Source organism: Mesorhizobium sp. C277A (assembly GCF_040324395.1).
Classification (GTDB): domain Bacteria; phylum Pseudomonadota; class Alphaproteobacteria; order Rhizobiales; family Rhizobiaceae; genus Mesorhizobium.
This window is the reverse complement of the sequence record NZ_JAMYVW010000002.1, coordinates 1,327,523-1,344,579: the sequence shown is the minus strand read 5'-3', so window position 1 is coordinate 1,344,579 and position 17,057 is coordinate 1,327,523. Positions and strand designations below refer to the sequence as shown.

Here is a 17,057-nt window from a genome sequence, read left to right as displayed (position 1 = left end):
AGTGAACCCGGTCAATTTTCGCAAGTTCATTCAATGTGGCGAAACGCAGCGACGCCTCTTGTCCGCCCATGGTCGCACAAAAGTGACAGCAAATTAATGCGACATCGCGCCTGAGGCGTGATAACCGCCCGTTTGTATCGGCTTGCCCGCCTTTTCATTGTTTGGATTGGCCGGCAGGCACATTTAGACCAGTTCGGACGCGTTCGTTGAACCGCATCATTCCGCTCATTCTGGCGGTCGCCTTGTTCATGGAAAACATGGATTCGACCGTCATCGCGACATCGCTGCCGGCGATTGCCGTCGACATCCACACCAGCCCGATCGCGCTCAAGCTGGCGCTGACCGCCTATCTGGTGGCGCTGGCGATCTTCATTCCGATCAGCGGCTGGATGGCCGACCGGTTCGGCGCCAAGACCATTTTTCGCGCCGCGATCGGCGTCTTCATCGTCGGCTCGGTCTGCTGCGCCATCTCCAATTCACTGCCGGCCTTTGTCGTCTCGCGCTTCCTGCAAGGCATAGGCGGCGCCATGATGACGCCGGTCGGCAGGCTGGTCCTGGTGCGCGCGACGCCGAAGAGCGAGCTGGTCGCGGCCATGTCGTGGCTGACGGTGCCGGCGCTGGTCGGCCCGCTTGTGGGACCACCGATCGGCGGCTTCATCACCACCTATTTCACCTGGCATTGGATCTTTCTGATCAACGTGCCGATCGGCCTGGTCGGCATCTGGCTGGCGACGCGCTTCCTGCCGCGAACCGACTCGATGGAGACGCCGCCGCTCGATTTCGTCGGTTTCGTACTGAGCGGGCTGGCGGCCTCCGGCGTCATCTTCGGCCTGTCGGTGGTCAGCTTGCCCTATCTGCCGCCGGCGACCGGCCTCATCACCGTGGCGGTCGGGCTGATTTCCGGCGTGCTCTATCTCCTGCATGCGCGGCGCGCCAAGAACCCGCTGCTGGCGCTGGAACTGTTCCGCAACCCGGTGTTCCGCTCCTCGGTGCTCGGCGGCTCGCTGTTTCGCATCGGCATCGGGGCGGTGCCGTTCCTGTTGCCCCTCATGTTCCAGATCGGCTTCGGGCTGACGCCGTTCCAGTCGGGCATGATCACCTTCGTCTCGGCCATCGGCGCCATTGGCATGAAGTTCGTCACCGCGCTGATCTTCCGGCTCGCCGGCTTCCGCCGGGTGCTGATCTGGGGCTCGCTGATCGCCGCCGCATCGATCGCCATATACGGCCTGTTCACGCCGGAGACGCCTTACGCGCTGATGCTGGCGATATTGCTGGTCGGCGGCTTCATCCGCTCGATGTTCTTCACCGGCGTCAATGCGCTCTCCTACGCCGAAGTGTCGGCCGAGGACACCAGCAAGGCAACGCCGATCACGGCGGTGTTCCAGCAGTTGTCGATCGCGCTCGGCGTGGCGCTGGCCGGCGGCATCCTGGAAGTCTCGACCTCGATCCATGGCGGCCCGCTGATGCTCGGCGATTTCCACATTGCCTTCTTCATCGTGGCGGCAGTGTCAGCGGCGGCGTCGGTATCGTTCATGCGGCTGGCGCCGGATGCCGGCAACGCCGTGTCGGGTCATGGCCGGATGACGACGCCGAAGACACTGGAGCCGGTGAGCACGGCTGGGAAGTAAGGGGCGGCGCGACGAAAATCGTCGACGTCGGCGATCCTTCACACCCCCCTCTGGCCTGCCGGCCATCTCCCCCGCAAGGGGGGAGATCGGATATCACGCGGCTTTCGCCAATCTTGCAACTTTGAAGGAATGGCGAGGCGGTCGCAGCTGCCAATCTCCCCCCTTGCGGGCGAGATGTCCGGCAGGACAGAGGGACGGAACGCTACGAAGCGTCTTTCACGCCGTGCCGTCTCTGCCCTTAAAATCCTTCGCCAGCAGATACAACTCCACCGACTCATCGCGCGACGCCGGCGGCTTGACGTGATGCACTGAGCGGAAGTTCTTCTTGAGCATCGACAGCAGCTCGTTCTCGGCGCCGCCCTGAAACGTCTTGGCCAGAAAGTGCCCGCCCGGCTTCAGCACCGACAGCGCGAAATCGGCGGCCACTTCGCACAGATGCATGGTGCGGATGTGGTCGGTTCGCTTGTGGCCGGTGGTCGGCGCCGCCATGTCGGACAGCACGATATCGGGGTCGCCGCCCAGCGCTTCGGCGAGCTTTTGCGGCGCCTCGGGGTTAAGGAAGTCCATCAGCAGCACCGGCGCGCCCGGTACCGCATCCATTTCGAGATAGTCGATGCCGATGACATGTGGATTATCAGCCGTCGATTTCGTCCTCGCGGCCGCCACCTGGCACCAGCCGCCGGGGGCCGCACCGAGATCGATGACCTTCATGCCGGGTTTCAGCAGATGATGCTTGTCATCGATCTCGATCAGCTTGTAGGCCGCGCGCGAGCGATAGCCGTCGGCCTTGGAGCGCTGGACATAGGGATCATTGATGTGGCGTTGCAGCCAGCGGCGCGACGATTCTTTCAGGCCCGACTTCTTCTTGATCCGCGTCTTGAGGACACGAATGCTGGCGGAGCCCGGCTTTTCCGGCTTCTTTGTCATGACTTATTTTCTTGTTTGAGTTTTTGCACTCGCCGAGTTGCCGCCGTTTTTCGGCGGCTTCGCGTTTCGCGAAGGGCTTCCCCCACTCCGTCGCCGCTTCGCCGCGCCACCTCTCCCCCCTCCGGAGGGAGAGGAAAGGCGCTGGTCTGCATAAGTTCGCGCCCTTCCTCTACCCCGTCGATCGGGGGAGAGGTGTCGAGCGAAGCTCGACGGAGTGGGGGTCGACCGTTCACCAAAGCAATGCGGATCATGCTCGGCCCCGCCCACTGTTGCGCCAGACGCCGTCATCGGCCATCAGCTCGCTCAAAATCCCTTCGCGTAAGCCCCGGTCGGCGACGCGCAGGCGCTCCGACGGCCATACCGCGCGGATGGCTTCGAGTATAGCACAGCCGGCCAGCACAAGATCGGCACGGTCGGCGCCGATGCACGGGTTGGCGCAGCGCTGCTGGAAATCCCAGCCGACCAGTTTTTCGACCATGCGGTCGACGCTGTCGCGGTCCATCCACAGCCCGTCGACGCGGCGCCGGTCGTAGCGTTCGAGGTCGAGATGGACGCCGGCCAGCGTCGTCACCGTGCCGGATGTGCCCAGCAGATGGAATTTCGGGCTGGCCAGCACGTGGCTCAACCGGTCGCGGCCATCAAAGGATTTTAGCCGCACCGCGACGTCGTCGACCATGGCGGCAAAGATCTCGCGCGTCACCGTGCGGCCGCCAAAACGCTCGGCCAGCGAGACAACGCCGACCGGCAGCGACGTCCACGACACGATGTGGTTGGCAAGCCGCGGCGAGCGCTGGCCGGTGAGGTCGATCAGCGCGATTTCGGACGAGCCGCCGCCAATGTCGAACAGCACCACGCCTTGCGTGTCGCGCTCGACCAGCGAGCCGCAGCCGGATACAGCAAGCCGCGCCTCGGTCTGGCGGTCGATGATTTCCAACTTCAACCCCGCCTCTCGTTCGACGCGCTGCAGGAATTCGACGCCATTGTCGGCGGTGCGGCAGGCCTCGGTGGCGATCAGCCGGGCTTTCCTGATCTTGCGGTTGCGCAATTTGTCGCCGCAGATCTTCAGAGCCTCGACGGCGCGGTCCATCGCCGCCTGGCTCAGGTGCCCATTTGCCGTCAGCCCCTCGCCCAGCCTGACGATGCGCGAGAAGGCGTCGATGACGCGGAACTGGCCATGGCGCTGCGGCACCGCGACCAAAAGCCGGCAATTGTTGGTGCCGAGATCGAGCGCGGCAAACACCGGCAGTTCCTGCATCGGCGGACGATGCATTGGCTGTTCCGGTCGGGATTGTGGCGCCGAGGGCAAAGGCACCGGCGCTGGAGCGGCCGGGCCGACTGAGGCCGGCGCACTAACCGCTTCGGCCGTTGCGAGAGGGCTGTCGTCGCGCGCAAAAACCTTGCGCCCACGCCGGCGCTTGCGCCGCTTTCTCGCCTTGCCTCGCTGATGCTGGGCTTCGCCGGCCTGTCCGTTACCGGACTGAGGCCCCGCCTGGCGGGGCCGCCCGGCGGATGGGCTTGGCCCGCCTGACGGCGGCGAAGCCCTGGACACGCCCACTTCCGGCGCGCCAGCGCCGGTGTCGTGGTCTTCCACTTCAGTTCCTTCCGGCGCCGCGCGAACCGGAAAACCGGACGCAGCAGGCGCTTAAAAATTTTAAGTTGCCGCCAGAGTAGCAGCGCCGGACCGGATCACCAAGAGCAAGGGGCCAAATTTTGCCGGCTGCGTCCTGCCACGTCCCCGCTGCTTTGCAGCGTCCCGGCGTTCGCTAGCCTTTTCATCTTGCCACTGGCACGACGAATTCGCCGTTGGCGAACCGGCTGCTCACCCTTGCCGGTTGAATAGCCGGCTTCAATGAGGCATTTCTGAAATGAGGGGGAATTGGTGAATCGCGGACGTTTTAACGCCCGCCTGGGCGATGGGCAGCAACACATGACGACAACTCCATGAATTGGGGGGGCACGAATTGGAAGCGCTATCTGTGGCCGGTCATCGGTGTCGCGGCGGTCATCGGGTCGCTGTTGTTGCTGTGGCATGAGTTGCGCGGCATCTCGATCGACGATGTCTGGGACGGCATATCAGCCATCCCGACGCGCGGCTGGGTGCTGGCGGCGCTGAGCTCGGTGGTCGCCTACGCCTCGCTTGCCGGCTACGACCACATAGCGCTCTTGCATATCGGCAAAAAGGTCTCGTGGCTGTTCGTCACCTTCTGCTCCTTCACCACCTATGCGCTGTCGCACAACATTGGCGGCTCGGTGTTTTCGGGCGCCGTGATCCGCTATCGCGCCTATGGCACCAGGGGGCTGACCGGCCAGGACGTCGGCATTCTGGTGGCGATCTGCTGGATCACCTTCGTGCTCTCCAGCATTCTGGTCGGCGGCCTGGTGCTGGTGTTCGAGCCTGCGATCATCGACCGCTTTTCCGGCGCCCCGCACCACGGCCTGGCGATCGCCGCCGGCATCGCTTTGCTGATCCTGATCAGCGCCTACATCTTCGGCAGCTGGCTGCATCTGAAGCCGCTGAAAATCGCCGGCTTCCAGCTGCACTATCCGGCGCTGCCGATCGTGGCGCGGCAATTGCTGATCGGCCCGATCGAGCTTCTGGCAGCAGCGGCGATCATCTTCTTTGCTCTGCCGGCGGCCGGAAATCCCGGCTATTTTGTCATTCTCGGCGTGTTCCTGGTGTCGTTCTCGGTTGCGCAGATCTCGCACGCGCCGGGCGGGCTCGGCGTGTTCGAGGTCGTGTTCCTCGCGGGCCTGTCTGATATGGACCCGGTCGGCGTGTTGGCGGCACTTCTGGTGTTCCGGCTGTTTTACCTGATCATCCCGCTGCTGATCGCGCTCGGCGTGGTGCTGTTCTTCGAACATTCGCAATACAGCCGGACGGAGAGCTGAGGATCATTGGGTGCGGCGCGCCACCCGGGCGTAATTGCCCCTATGAAACGCTGTGATTGAAACGCAGCTTAGGCTTGACTATTTTCCGGCGGCGGCTACAAGGCACGCGCGGCTGCTTCGGCGGCCCACCAGCGCGACAGCGCCTGCTGGGGAATAGGTTAACGGTAGACCCACGGACTCTGACTCCGTTAGTCCTGGTTCGAATCCAGGTTCCCCAGCCAAGGCACGTCATGCCCACTGACAGCCAGTACATCCTCGAACGCATCCGCCAGGGATGCGTGGAGTTGTCCGACGACGAGTTCGCCATCGACAGGCTGGCAAAATATGTCGGCAACGGGAGAATCCGCTGGCATGTCGAGTTCCGTGGGCATCGCATCGAGCTGACAACCGGCCAGATCAAGAAGCAGCCTACCTTTCGCAGGAAAATCCTCGAACAGGCCGGCGTTCTGCCGCCGCAGCGTGCCGGGGCGGACTATAGGCGATGGGCTCTCGATCTGAGGCGGAACGCCATCGAGCTTCCCTGGCGGGACAGGCCGGTCGATGCCGGTTTTGCCATCGACAGGCTGACCAGCCACGGCGATGGGCGCTGGACGGTGGAATACCAGGGCAAGGCGACAAAATTCACGACGACCAAACTGCGCAGGCAGCTCAGCTTCCGTAAACGCATGCTGGCCAAGGCCAAGGTGCTGCCGCCCGAACTGGCCCCAGCCGCTTATCGAAAGTGGATGGACTGGCTTATTCAAAACGCCACTGAGGCGGCACCACAGGCCGGCGAAATCTTGATGACGGAGAAAAGCTGGCTGGACGACCTGCCGGAGCTGGCCGGCTGGCAAGATGAGGCGCCGCCGGAAGGGACCGACTAGGGCAGCGACAGCATCTCCCATAAGGATTTATCCGCATTTTAACTAATGTAGATCATCCTTTCGGATTGTGTTCTCCCGGCTTTTGGACAGAGCAGAATGGTCGATTTCGTGGACAAGGATGACGTTCCAGCACCCGGCCCGCCCAAACGCTGGCGCGCAATAGCTTTGGCGGCACTCCAGATCGTCCCGCCGGTCATTTCATCATGGCCGGCTATTTCACCTATGTGACCTCGCACAACAAGCCGCCTGCAGACATGGCGGCGCTGGCCGTGTCGATCATGAAATCGGGCGATGCTTCTCCAGAACTGCGCGATTGGGCAGCTGGCGTTCTCCGGCAGGAGTTTGGTTGCGCCCAAGCCAGCGGCCGGCGCCGCTCATCCAAGAGATTGCCTGAGGAGGCGCCGGCCAGGCGGGCATTGGGGTACCCGCCGACGCTACATTAGCATTGGTGCATAGATGCGATATGGCGCGAACGCGGAAGGTCGGCAGCCGCGGCACTACAGCAATTTTTCCCAAGACCCGGGCCCGCAACGCTGCAAGGGTTGTGGCGCCCAGCGTTTCCGCGAGGCTTGCCCTGGAGACAATCATGACGACGTTTCTCACCGCTCTCGCATCCGAAGGTCCGCCAGCCGACCGGGCGAAAGACATGGACCTCTATGGATGGTTGATTGGCAGCTGGGACATGGAGACGGTTCACCACCGCAACGACGGCACAATCCAGAAATCGGATGGCGAGTGTCACTTTGGCTGGGTGCTCGAAGGCCGCGCCATTCAGGACATCTGGATCAGGCCCAGGCGCCCTGCCCCGTCCACCATGTATGGCACGACCTTGCGCGTCTTCGATCCCGGGATCGGTGGCTGGCACATTATCTGGAGCGATCCGCTCAACCAGGATTACTCGCGCCAGATCGGGCGGGCCGAAGGCAAGGACATCGTCCAGATGGGCGCCGACTCGCGCGGCCTGCAGGCGCGGTGGCGGTTCACCGAGATCACCGCCGCCAGCTTTCACTGGATCGGTGAGGAGAGACGAGCGGAGAGCGACCCCTGGCGCGTGACATATGAACATTTCGCGCGCCGGACGGGTTCCTGAAGCACGCTTGCGCATTCAGCCCCTCGTGCCTACGGGCGAGGTACGACCATAGATTAGCGATAGCTCAATTAACACCAAACCAGTATCTCAAAACCCGCCGGTACAAGCGCGCCCAAGAACCTTCATATGTACCGAGCGCGAACTGAGGCTAGACAAGTGAAGATTCCAATAGCATTGTTGGCACTGGGACGGGGCTCGACCGGCAAACGCAAACGATGCTTGTCGGTGGTTGGCAACTGCTAAACCGTACAGCCGTAATTGCCACGGCTGCGAGACCAAGGAGTCCCAAGGATGCCGAACTCAAGCCAAACCAGCGATCAATGGTGGGTCAACGACCAGACGCCGGACAACCCGTACGGCAAAAGCGAAGATTACGGGGCCTTCCTCACCTACCTTGGAGCGCTGGACCGGTCGATAACGCCGGCGATCGCGGCGGGAACGCTGAGGATAAATGTCTCCGAGCTCAATGACCATCCCGAATACAAGGCCGCCGCGATCGGCGCCTTGCAGATGTGGGCCAGTGTCACCCCGTTGAAGTTCGAAATCGTCGACAATGCACCATACAACAGCGCAACGGACTGGATGCAGGTTGTCAGCCCCGAACTGGGCGAAGAGGACGACGGCAGCGCCTATTCCAACGACCGCTATGTCAGCATCGGCCAGCGTTTCCACGACACCGAGGTCAACAAGACGGATATTGGCGGCTATGTCTTCGATTCCTTCATCCATGAATTCGGTCATGAGTTCGGGCTGAACCACCCCGGGCTCTACAATTACAGCGGCCCAGGCGGCGTACAGATCAATTATCTGAACAATGCGACCTGGACCTACGACCGTCAGCAATACAGCGTCATGTCCTATTTCGACGGGATCGATGTCGGTGAAACCAGCCGCTGGTCGGCGTCAACGCCGATGATGGCCGACATCGAGGCTGTCATCCGCCGCTTTTTCTCCACCGTCGACGAGAACGGCGTGCGCACCTATCAGCATATCGATCTCAACATGGGCGACAACGTCTACGGCTTCGGCAGTGCCGTGGACGGCTACCGGCTGACCTCCTCGGGCATGCAGCACGATATCGGTTTTGTCATCCATGACACCGGCGGAACCGACACGATCGACTTCTCCGGCTCGACGGCCGGCACGATCCTCGATTTGCGCGCCGGACAGTTCTCCAGCGTCAACGGCCACAGCAACAATGTGTCGATCTTTGCCGGGCACAACGCCGATGGCACCGACTATTACATCGAGAACGGCATCGGCAGCAGCTATGACGACGTCCTGATTGGCAATGACGGAGCCAACGTGCTGGATGGCCGCGGCGGCGGCGACCGCATGGCCGGCAATGGCGGCGACGACACCTACTTCGTCGATTCCCTCGACGACATCGTGCGCGAGGAAGCGAATGGCGGGAATGACACGGTCGTTCTGCTGAACCGGAACTTGAATATCCGGAAAATCGCCAACGTCGAACACATCATCTACGCCGACGAGTCGACACTCCAGCCTGGAGACGGCGGCACCGAAACCGCACCGACCATCGGCGACAACACGATGACCAGCGTCATCTTCGGCGACAATGGCAACAATACGCTCGACGGCGGCGCCGGCGACGACACGATCTTCGGCCAGGGCGGCGATGACCTCATCATCGGCGGCCGCGACTCGCTCGCCAGCCGCGACATCAACAACACCATCGATGTCGCCGACCTTCCAGACCAGACCGAGAGCGACGACGGCAATGACACGCTCTATGGCGGCCGCGGCAACGATACGATCCTCGGCGGCCAAGGCAACGACATCCTCGACGGCGGCGACGGCGACGATACGCTGAGCGGCCAGGATGGCGTCGATATATTCCGGGGCGGCGCCGGCGTCGACACGGTAGACTTCAGCAAGGAGAGCCCCTTCCAACTGCTCGTCAACCTCGAGACGAACGTGGCCAGCGGCGGAACCGCCACGGGCGACACCTTCTACAGCATCGAGAACCTGATCGGCTCCGATGACCGCATCGACCGTTTCATCGGTACGTCGGCGGCAAATCATTTCTGGGGCCGGGGCGGCGGCGACTATTTCAACGGCGGCGGCGGCAACGACATACTGGATGGCGGCAATGACGGCGACATCCTGTACGGTGAAGCCGGCAACGACACGATCATCGGCGGCGCCGGCCAGGACTATCTGGATGGCGGCGCCGGCATTGATACGGTCGTCTACGAAGGCAGCTCCGCCGGTGTGACGATCGACCTCGCCAATGGCACGGCCAATGGCGGCGACGGCGATGGCCCGGTGCAGATCGTCGGGCGCGGCACCGTTATCCGGCACGACATCCTGGTCGGCTTCGAAAACGCTGTCGGGTCGTTCTTCGACGACCATCTCATCGGCAACGCCCAGGCCAACAAACTTTCCGGCGGCGCCGGCAACGACACGCTGACCGGCGGTGGCGGCGCCGATATATTGAATGGCGGCGCCGGCAGCGACACGGCGGACTACGCCGACGCGGCCAGCGGGCAAAACCTCAAACTGGGTGGCGGCAAATCCGGCGGCGACACCTATATCTCGATCGAAAATCTGGCTGGCTCGGGCTTCAACGATCACCTGACCGGCGATGGCGCGGCCAATGTGCTGACCGGCCAGGGCGGCGCCGACAAGATCGACGGCGGCGGCGGCGATGACACCCTGCTCGGCGATTTCGCCTATCAGGGCGATGCTCCGCCACGCCCGGGCATGGGCACCGGCTACGCCACGCTCGGACCGGACGCGACCAACAATTCGGTCTCGACCGCCTTCGACATCTCGAACAACTTCTCGCTGACGGCTGACCCCGACATCTTCGATTCGACGACCACCCTTCACACCACCGTCAATGCCACCGGAAACGGCTTGGGCGGATATTACAGCATCAACCTGGCGGCCGGCACGATCATCACCATCGACATCGATGGCATTGCCGACCCCAATGTCCATGACAGCATCGTCAGGGTTCTGGACAGCGATGGCAATATCGTCGCCCAGAACGACGATGGCGGCAACGACCCCGGCTCCAACAACGGCCGCGATTCGAGCACCAGCTTCATCGTTCAGGAAACCGGAACCTACTATATTGTGGAGGGCGAATGGTCGGACTCCGCTCCTGGCGATGGCTGGGTCGAATCCGTGCCGGAGGGCTCGACTTACAAGCTGAACGTATCGGTCGAATTCCCGCCGGTACCAGCTCAGCCGGGCGTTGCGGGCGCCGATACGCTCAATGGCGGCGGCGGCAGCGACCTTTTGGATGGCGGGCTGGCTGCCGATACGCTGACCGGCGGCGCCGGCGACGACTATTTCCGCTTTTCGACAGAACTCGGGAACGGCAATATCGACTGGATCAAGGACTTCAAGGTCGCCGACGATACGATCCTGCTGGACAACCTCATCTTTGCCAGCGTTGGCGGCGACGGCGCCCTCGCCCTGGGCTCATTCTACAAGAGCGCAGCCGGCGCTGCTCATGATGCCGACGACCGCATCATCTACGACACCGACAGTGGAATATTGTCTTACGACGCCGATGGTTCCGGACAGGGAGCGGCCGTTCAGTTTGCACACCTGAACACAAATCTGGATCTTTCGGCTGCAGACTTCATTGTCATCTAACGCGTTGCCGGGAGGGGTGCCGTCAGGCTGCCCTCCCGCATACCCCAGCGCAGTGAAAAGGGAGAGGACGCGATGACTGACCGCCGCACAGTGTTAATGGCCGCCGGAGTTGCGGCAGTCGCCGCGGCCACCGGGGCAGCGGCAGCGCAATCGCCAGATATTCGCGCGCCAGATATTCGCGCAACAGATATTCGCGGCGCCGTCACCTTTGTGGGCGGCAAGGCTATCCCGGAAGGTCATCTCGAGATCTATCTTGAGGATCCCGCCATTCAGGACAGTGGGCGACGCCGCGCCGCCAAAACCAGCCTCAAGAGCGAGGGCGGCTCAAAGACGATAGAATTTTCCTTGCCCCTGCCCGCAAGCTCGACCGCTTCACCAACGCTGCAGGTCGTTGCGCGCCTGGAGCGTGCGGACGGCTGGCTGGTGGCGCGGGGCAGCGCGCAGTTCCAGGCCGGCTTGCCCGTCCATGTCACACTCAAGGCAGTTATCTATTGAAGGACGAGATGCCATATCCTGATTGCGAGCCTGCATGCAGCTGACGCCATCGACGCCGCTTACGCTGGTCGGAATCCTGGCGTCGTTTCGACGTGCGTTTTCGGGCATCGTCCTGATGAGCGGGGTCGTCAACGTGCTGACCCTGACCGGCTCGTTCTTCATGTTGCAAGTCTATGACCGCGTCGTTCCGGGTCGCAGCGTGCCGACGCTGGTCGGCCTGGCGGTGCTTGCGGGAACATTGTTCGTGTTTCAGGGAGTGCTGGAGCTGATCCGCGCCCGCCTCATGGTGCGGCTGGGACAGGAGCTGGACGCAAAGCTGAGCCCGTCGGTCTATTCGGCGCTGATGCGCCTGCCGCTGCGCGCCAAGCCTTCCGGCGACGGGCTGCAACCCCTACGGGATCTCGATCAGGTCCGATCCTTTATCGGCAGTGCCGGACCGACCGCTTTGTTCGACCTGCCATGGATGCCGCTCTATATCGGCATCTGTTTCATTTTTCATTTCTGGATCGGCGTTACCGCGCTTGCCGGCGCCGTTGTCCTGTTTGCACTGACGCTTCTGGCCGAATTCCGGACCCGCGGCCCGACAAGGATCGCCGGACAGCACGCAGCCGTCCGCAGCACGTTGGCCGAGGCGACAAGGCGCAATGCCGAAGCCATGCAGGCCATGGGTTTTGGCGGGCGTATCGCCGAGCGGTGGTCTGCCGTCAATGCCGAGTACCTGAACGCCCATGCGGCGGCCAGCGATGTCGCGGGAACGCTTGGCACGATTTCCAAGATCCTGCGATTGATGCTGCAATCGGCAATGCTGGCGATCGGCGCTTATCTGGTCATCAAGCAAGAGGCGACCGGCGGCATCATGATCGCAAGCTCGATCATGATGGGCAGGGCGCTGGCTCCGATCGAACTGGCGATAGCGCATTGGAAGGGTTTCATTTCGGCGCGGCAAAGCTGGGCACGCCTGAAGCAGCTTCTGTCCGCGCTGCCGGAAGGCGCAACCGGCGTGACCCTGCCCGCGCCTGTCAGCGCGCTGGCGGTCGAGAATGTCAGTGTCGCGCCGCCGGGCGAACGCACGCCGGTGGTGTGGGATGCAAGTTTTTCACTGGCCAGGGGAGCAGGCCTGGGGGTCATCGGCCCGAGTGCTTCCGGCAAATCATCGCTGGTGCGTACGCTTGCAGGTGTCTGGCTTCCGGCGCGCGGCGCCGTGCGGCTGGACGGCGCGACGCTTGACCAGTGGCCGGCCGACGAGCTGGGTAAACATATCGGCTATCTGCCGCAGGATGTGCAGTTGTTCGACGGCACGATTGCGCAGAACATCGCCCGCTTCGACCCGGATGCGTCATCCGACATGGTGCTTGCGGCAGCCAAGGCCGCCGGCGTGCATGATCTCGTCGTGCATCTGGCCGACGGTTACGACACGAAGGTTGGCGAAGCCGGCGCCTCGCTGTCGGCGGGGCAACGCCAGCGTGTCGCGCTGGCGCGCTCTCTTTATGGCGATCCGTTCATGGTCATCCTGGACGAGCCGAATTCCAATCTCGACTCGGAGGGTGAAGTGGCCTTGTCCGCAGCGATCCAGGGCATCAGGGACCGCGGCGGCATCGTTATCGTCGTCGCGCACCGGTCCAGTGTGCTGGCCAATGTCGATACGGTGCTGGTGATGGCCAATGGCCATGTGCAGGCCTTCGGTCCGAAGGACGAGGTGCTGAACAAGGTCTTCCGATCGGCAGCGCCGCTCAAGGTCGTTGCCGCCACGGAGCGAGGCGTTCCGGCATGAGCGAGGACAGAAGCGCTTTGCATCACCGGCAGGTCCGCCGCTATCTCGTGGCTGGCGTTGCTACCTGTCTGCTGCTTGTCGGAGGTGTTGGCGGCCTGGCGGCGGTGACCAAGATGTCGGGTGCGGTGATCGCAGCTGGCCGGCTGGTGGTCGATTCCAATGTAAAGAAGGTTCAGCATCCGACGGGCGGCGTGGTCGGCGAGATCAGGGTGCGTGAAGGCGACCGGGTCAAGGCGGGCGATATTCTGGTGCGGCTGGACGAGACGACAACGCGCGCCAATCTGGCGATCGTCTCAAAAGGTCTGGATGAGTTTTATGCACGGTTGGCGCGCCTGGAGGCGGAGCGTGACGGCAAGGACACGATCAGCTTTCCGGACGTTTTGACATCGCGGCGCGACGAAGCCGGTGTCGCCGCATCGATGGCCGGAGAACAATCGCTGTTCGATTTCCGGCACCAGGCGCGGTCTGGCCAGCGATCGCAATTGCGCGAACGGATCGCGCAGTTGAAGCAGGAGAGTGCCGGCCTGACCGAGCAGCTGCAGGCGAAACGCCGCGAGATCGAGCTGATAGGGATCGAGCTGGAAGGTGTGCGGTCGCTCTGGCATCGCAAGCTGATAGGAATCGACCGCATGACGTCGCTGGAACGGGACGCGGTGCGGCTCGAAGGCGAGCATGGCCAGTTGACCGCGGGAATTGCCCAGGTGAAAGGCAAGGCGTCCGAGATCGAACTGCAGATCATCCAGATCGACCAGGATCTTCGCAGCGAGGTCGCGACCGATTTACGCGATACCCAGGGAAAGATCTCCGAGTTCGTCGAACGCAAGGTAGCGGCCGAGGACCAGTTGAAGCGCATCGATCTGCGCAGCCCGCAGGATGGCGTGGTGCTGCAGTTGGCGGTGCATACGATCGGCGGGGTCATCACCCCCGGCGAACAGGTGATGCAGATCGTACCGGTGACGGACGACCTGACCGTTGAAGCGCATATCGCACCGCAGGATATCGACCAGGTGACGATGGGCCAGAATGCGATTTTGCGCCTGTCGGCGTTCAATCGGCAAACCACGCCGGAGCTGACCGGGACGCTGTCGCGGATCTCGGCGGATCTCACCATCGAAGAGCGTACCGGAGCAGCCTTCTATGTGGCGCGGGTGGCGCTTCCGAAAACCGAGGTCGCCAAGCTGCGGGGGCTGGCGCTGGCGCCGGGCATGCCGGCCGAGGTGTTCTTCCCGACGGGCGACCGGACGATGCTTTCCTATCTGGTGAAGCCGCTGTCGGATCAGATCCAGAAAGCCTTCCGCGAAGAATGAAGCCGCACCTTTAAGAGCTGAAGCCTCGAGACCGGCTGGTTGCCGGTCCCCAAGGGTTAGGCCTACTCCGCCGCCTCATAGCCGGCGATGCCCTTGATCTCGAGGAAATCCTCCAGCCCGTATTCGGCGTATTCGCGGCCGTTGCCGGATTGCTTGTAGCCGCCGAATGGCAGGCCGGCGTCCCATTGCGGATAGTTGATGTAGACATTGCCGGTGCGCATGCGGGCGGCGACTTCGCGGGCCTTCTCGATATCCTTGGCCTGGATGTAGGACGCCAGCCCATAGACAGTGTCGTTGGCGGTGCCGATCGCCTCTTCCACGGTGTCGTAAGGCATGATCGCCAGCACCGGCCCGAAGATTTCCTCGCGCGCGATGCGCATATCTGATGTGACGTCGGCGAACACGGTGGGGCGGACATAGTAGCCGCGGTTGAGCTCGGCCGGACGCCCCGGTCCACCCGCGACCAGCGTGGCGCCTTCATCTATGCCGGCCTGGATCAGGTCCTGGATCTTGTCGAACTGGATCTGGCTGACCACCGGGCCGAGCTTGGTGCCGGCCGCATCGGCCGGGCCGACGGTCAATTTTTCGGCCGCCGTCTTGGCGTAGCCGGTCGCCTCGTCGTGGCGGTCGCGCGGCACGAACATACGAGTCGGCGCATTGCAGGACTGGCCCGAGTTGCTGAAGCAGCCGGCGACGCCCTTGCTGACGGCCTTTTCGAGATCGACATCGGGAAACAGGATGTTGGCCGACTTGCCGCCAAGCTCCTGATGCACGCGCTTGACCGTGTCGGCGGCCGCCTTGGCGACCAGGATGCCGGCGCGGGTCGAACCGGTGAACGACATCATGTCGACATCGGGATGGCTGGACAGCGCCTGGCCGACGCCCGGGCCGTCGCCATTGACGAGGTTGAAGACGCCCTTGGGAACGCCGGCCTCGTCGATGATTTCGGCAAAGATGATGGCGTCGAGCGGCGCGATTTCCGAGGGCTTCAGCACCATGGTGCAGCCGGCGGCGAGCGCAGGACCGACCTTGCAGGTGATCTGGTTCAGCGGCCAGTTCCACGGCGTGATCAGGCCGACGACGCCGATCGGCTCCTTGACGATGAGCGACGAGCCCTTGACGTGGCGGAATTCGAACGACTTCAGCACCTCGGCCATCTTCTGCAGATGTGCCAGGCCAATGCCGACCTGGCTGTCGAGTGCCATCTGACGCGGCGCGCCCATCTCGCGCGATACGGCCAGCGCCAGATCGGCGCTGCGCTTCTTGTAGATCTCGATGACGCGCTTGAGGATATCGAGCCGCTCTTCGGCCGAGGTGAAGCCGAACGTGCCGAAGGCGCGCCTGGCGGCGGCGACCGCCTTGTCGACATCGGCCTTGGAGCCGAGCGAAATCTGCGCGAAGGCATCTTCGTTGGACGGGTCGATGACGTCGAGTGTGCTGGGCACGACAGGATCGACCCACACGCCGTCGATATAGAACTGCAGATTGTGTGACATGGGCTTCTCCTCGGGGGATTTCTGAATTGATGGGGGGCGATCGCCAGATCGTCGTATCGGTTCAGGGATAACGATGGGGCAAGAGCGATGTCAAACGCAAGGGCGGGCGATTGAGCCGACGGCTACAGAAGCGTGTGCCCCGCCGCGACCAGAAGCCCCCTTGCCGCGGCTTCATCCTTGGCTTTGACGAGCAGATGGTCGCCATCGAAGGTGGATACCAGAAAAATGCCGAGTTCGTTTTCCGACAATGGCTTTATTACCGACAGCACGATGCCGGTTTCGTCGAAGGCAAAGGGACCTTGGAGTTTCAGGGCGACCCAGTCCCTGTCATGCTTCACCCCGTCCGGCACCCGATCCTGCAGGCAGACAACCGAAAGCTCGTCGTCGGTCCTGGTAATGCTGACGAAGCCCGGCCCGTCCGCCCAGCCGGGAATGCTGTCTTTTGCTTCGAGGCGCGAAACCGCATACCGCCCCGTGAGCGGCTTCAACCGGACCCTGACTGCCATCCGATCCTCCCTGTTATCGGCCATCACCCCAGTTTCTTGCTCATATAGACCGTGATGCCGTTCATGAACGGCTCCTCCCGGTCGATCGTATAGCCATGCCGTTTGTACAACAACACATTAGCCATGAAGGCGCCATTGGTCAGCAGGCGCAGTTCGAAGCAGCCGGCCTCCAGCGCCTTCTGCTCCGCCCGTTCCAGCAACAGCCGGCCGATTCCCCTGCCCTGCGCCTGTGGCGCGACGCAGACATTCTCGATCCAGAGATGATCGTCGGCCGGCATGGTCTCGATCATGCCGACGATGCGGCCATTTTCGATGGCGAGATCGAACGGATGTTCGGCGACCGCCTTGTCATAGTCGGCGCGCATCGGCAGCGGCTCGCGGCCGATCAGAGGCACCCATTTGGCATAGGCGGCACGCACAATGTCCTTGATGGCGGCAGCGTCCGCTGATTG

General features: G+C 62.9%; 14 protein-coding genes and 1 tRNA gene. 10 read left to right on the top strand and 5 right to left on the bottom strand.

Annotated features, from left to right (window positions below):
• Positions 1-206 precede the first annotated feature (206 nt).
• Positions 207-1,628 carry an MFS transporter gene (locus tag NKK52_RS06610; RefSeq protein WP_023682431.1) on the top strand — a complete coding sequence of 474 codons (1,422 nt, stop codon included), beginning with the start codon at positions 207-209 and terminating at the stop codon, positions 1,626-1,628.
• A 216-nt stretch (positions 1,629-1,844) separates the two neighbouring features.
• On the opposite strand, the gene NKK52_RS06605 is transcribed toward NKK52_RS06610, so the two are convergent.
• Positions 1,845-2,555, bottom strand: a complete 711-nt coding sequence (locus NKK52_RS06605; protein ID WP_023682432.1) for an RlmE family RNA methyltransferase — start codon at positions 2,553-2,555, stop codon at positions 1,845-1,847.
• A gap of 247 nt (positions 2,556-2,802) precedes the next feature.
• The gene (locus NKK52_RS06600; RefSeq protein ID WP_023682433.1) at positions 2,803-4,146 is read right to left on the bottom strand and encodes a Ppx/GppA phosphatase family protein; all 1,344 of its coding nucleotides are present in this window, start codon (positions 4,144-4,146) and stop codon (positions 2,803-2,805) included.
• Between the two features lie 350 nt (positions 4,147-4,496).
• Here NKK52_RS06600 and NKK52_RS06595 point away from each other — a divergent pair, with 350 nt between their 5' ends.
• From NKK52_RS06595 to NKK52_RS06555, 9 genes are all read left to right on the top strand, one after another.
• Positions 4,497-5,444, top strand: a complete 948-nt coding sequence (locus NKK52_RS06595; protein WP_023682434.1) for a lysylphosphatidylglycerol synthase domain-containing protein — start codon at positions 4,497-4,499, stop codon at positions 5,442-5,444.
• A 147-nt stretch (positions 5,445-5,591) separates the two neighbouring features.
• Positions 5,592-5,665, top strand: a tRNA-Gln gene (locus NKK52_RS06590).
• 9 nt (positions 5,666-5,674) lie between these two features.
• Positions 5,675-6,307, top strand: a complete 633-nt coding sequence (locus NKK52_RS06585; RefSeq protein WP_023682880.1) for a hypothetical protein — start codon at positions 5,675-5,677, stop codon at positions 6,305-6,307.
• Between the two features lie 203 nt (positions 6,308-6,510).
• On the top strand, positions 6,511-6,750 hold the full coding sequence (locus NKK52_RS06580; protein ID WP_023682881.1) for a hypothetical protein: 240 nt from the start codon (positions 6,511-6,513) through the stop codon (positions 6,748-6,750).
• 143 nt (positions 6,751-6,893) lie between these two features.
• Positions 6,894-7,397: a hypothetical protein gene (locus NKK52_RS06575; RefSeq protein WP_023682882.1), complete on the top strand. Its 504-nt coding sequence runs from the start codon at positions 6,894-6,896 to the stop codon at positions 7,395-7,397.
• A gap of 291 nt (positions 7,398-7,688) precedes the next feature.
• The gene (locus tag NKK52_RS06570; protein WP_023672556.1) at positions 7,689-11,030 is read left to right on the top strand and encodes a M10 family metallopeptidase C-terminal domain-containing protein; all 3,342 of its coding nucleotides are present in this window, start codon (positions 7,689-7,691) and stop codon (positions 11,028-11,030) included.
• A gap of 72 nt (positions 11,031-11,102) precedes the next feature.
• Positions 11,103-11,525: a hypothetical protein gene (locus NKK52_RS06565; protein WP_023682883.1), complete on the top strand. Its 423-nt coding sequence runs from the start codon at positions 11,103-11,105 to the stop codon at positions 11,523-11,525.
• Between the two features lie 34 nt (positions 11,526-11,559).
• The gene (locus NKK52_RS06560; protein ID WP_023682884.1) at positions 11,560-13,296 is read left to right on the top strand and encodes a type I secretion system permease/ATPase; all 1,737 of its coding nucleotides are present in this window, start codon (positions 11,560-11,562) and stop codon (positions 13,294-13,296) included.
• Positions 13,293-14,603: an HlyD family type I secretion periplasmic adaptor subunit gene (locus NKK52_RS06555; protein WP_023682885.1), complete on the top strand. Its 1,311-nt coding sequence runs from the start codon at positions 13,293-13,295 to the stop codon at positions 14,601-14,603. The genes NKK52_RS06560 and NKK52_RS06555 overlap by 4 nt, the downstream gene beginning before the upstream one ends.
• 62 nt (positions 14,604-14,665) lie before the next feature.
• On the opposite strand, the gene NKK52_RS06550 is transcribed toward NKK52_RS06555, so the two are convergent.
• The 3 genes from NKK52_RS06550 to NKK52_RS06540 all read right to left on the bottom strand — a co-directional run bounded on the left by NKK52_RS06550 (position 14,666) and on the right by NKK52_RS06540 (position 17,024).
• Complete coding sequence (locus NKK52_RS06550) at positions 14,666-16,099, bottom strand: aldehyde dehydrogenase family protein (RefSeq protein WP_023682886.1); 1,434 nt, start codon at positions 16,097-16,099, stop codon at positions 14,666-14,668.
• 122 nt (positions 16,100-16,221) lie between these two features.
• Positions 16,222-16,605, bottom strand: coding sequence for an ACT domain-containing protein (locus tag NKK52_RS06545; RefSeq protein ID WP_023682887.1), 384 nt, complete (start codon positions 16,603-16,605; stop codon positions 16,222-16,224).
• Between the two features lie 23 nt (positions 16,606-16,628).
• On the bottom strand, positions 16,629-17,024 hold the full coding sequence (locus NKK52_RS06540; protein WP_023682888.1) for a GNAT family N-acetyltransferase: 396 nt from the start codon (positions 17,022-17,024) through the stop codon (positions 16,629-16,631).
• Positions 17,025-17,057: the final 33 nt, after the last annotated feature.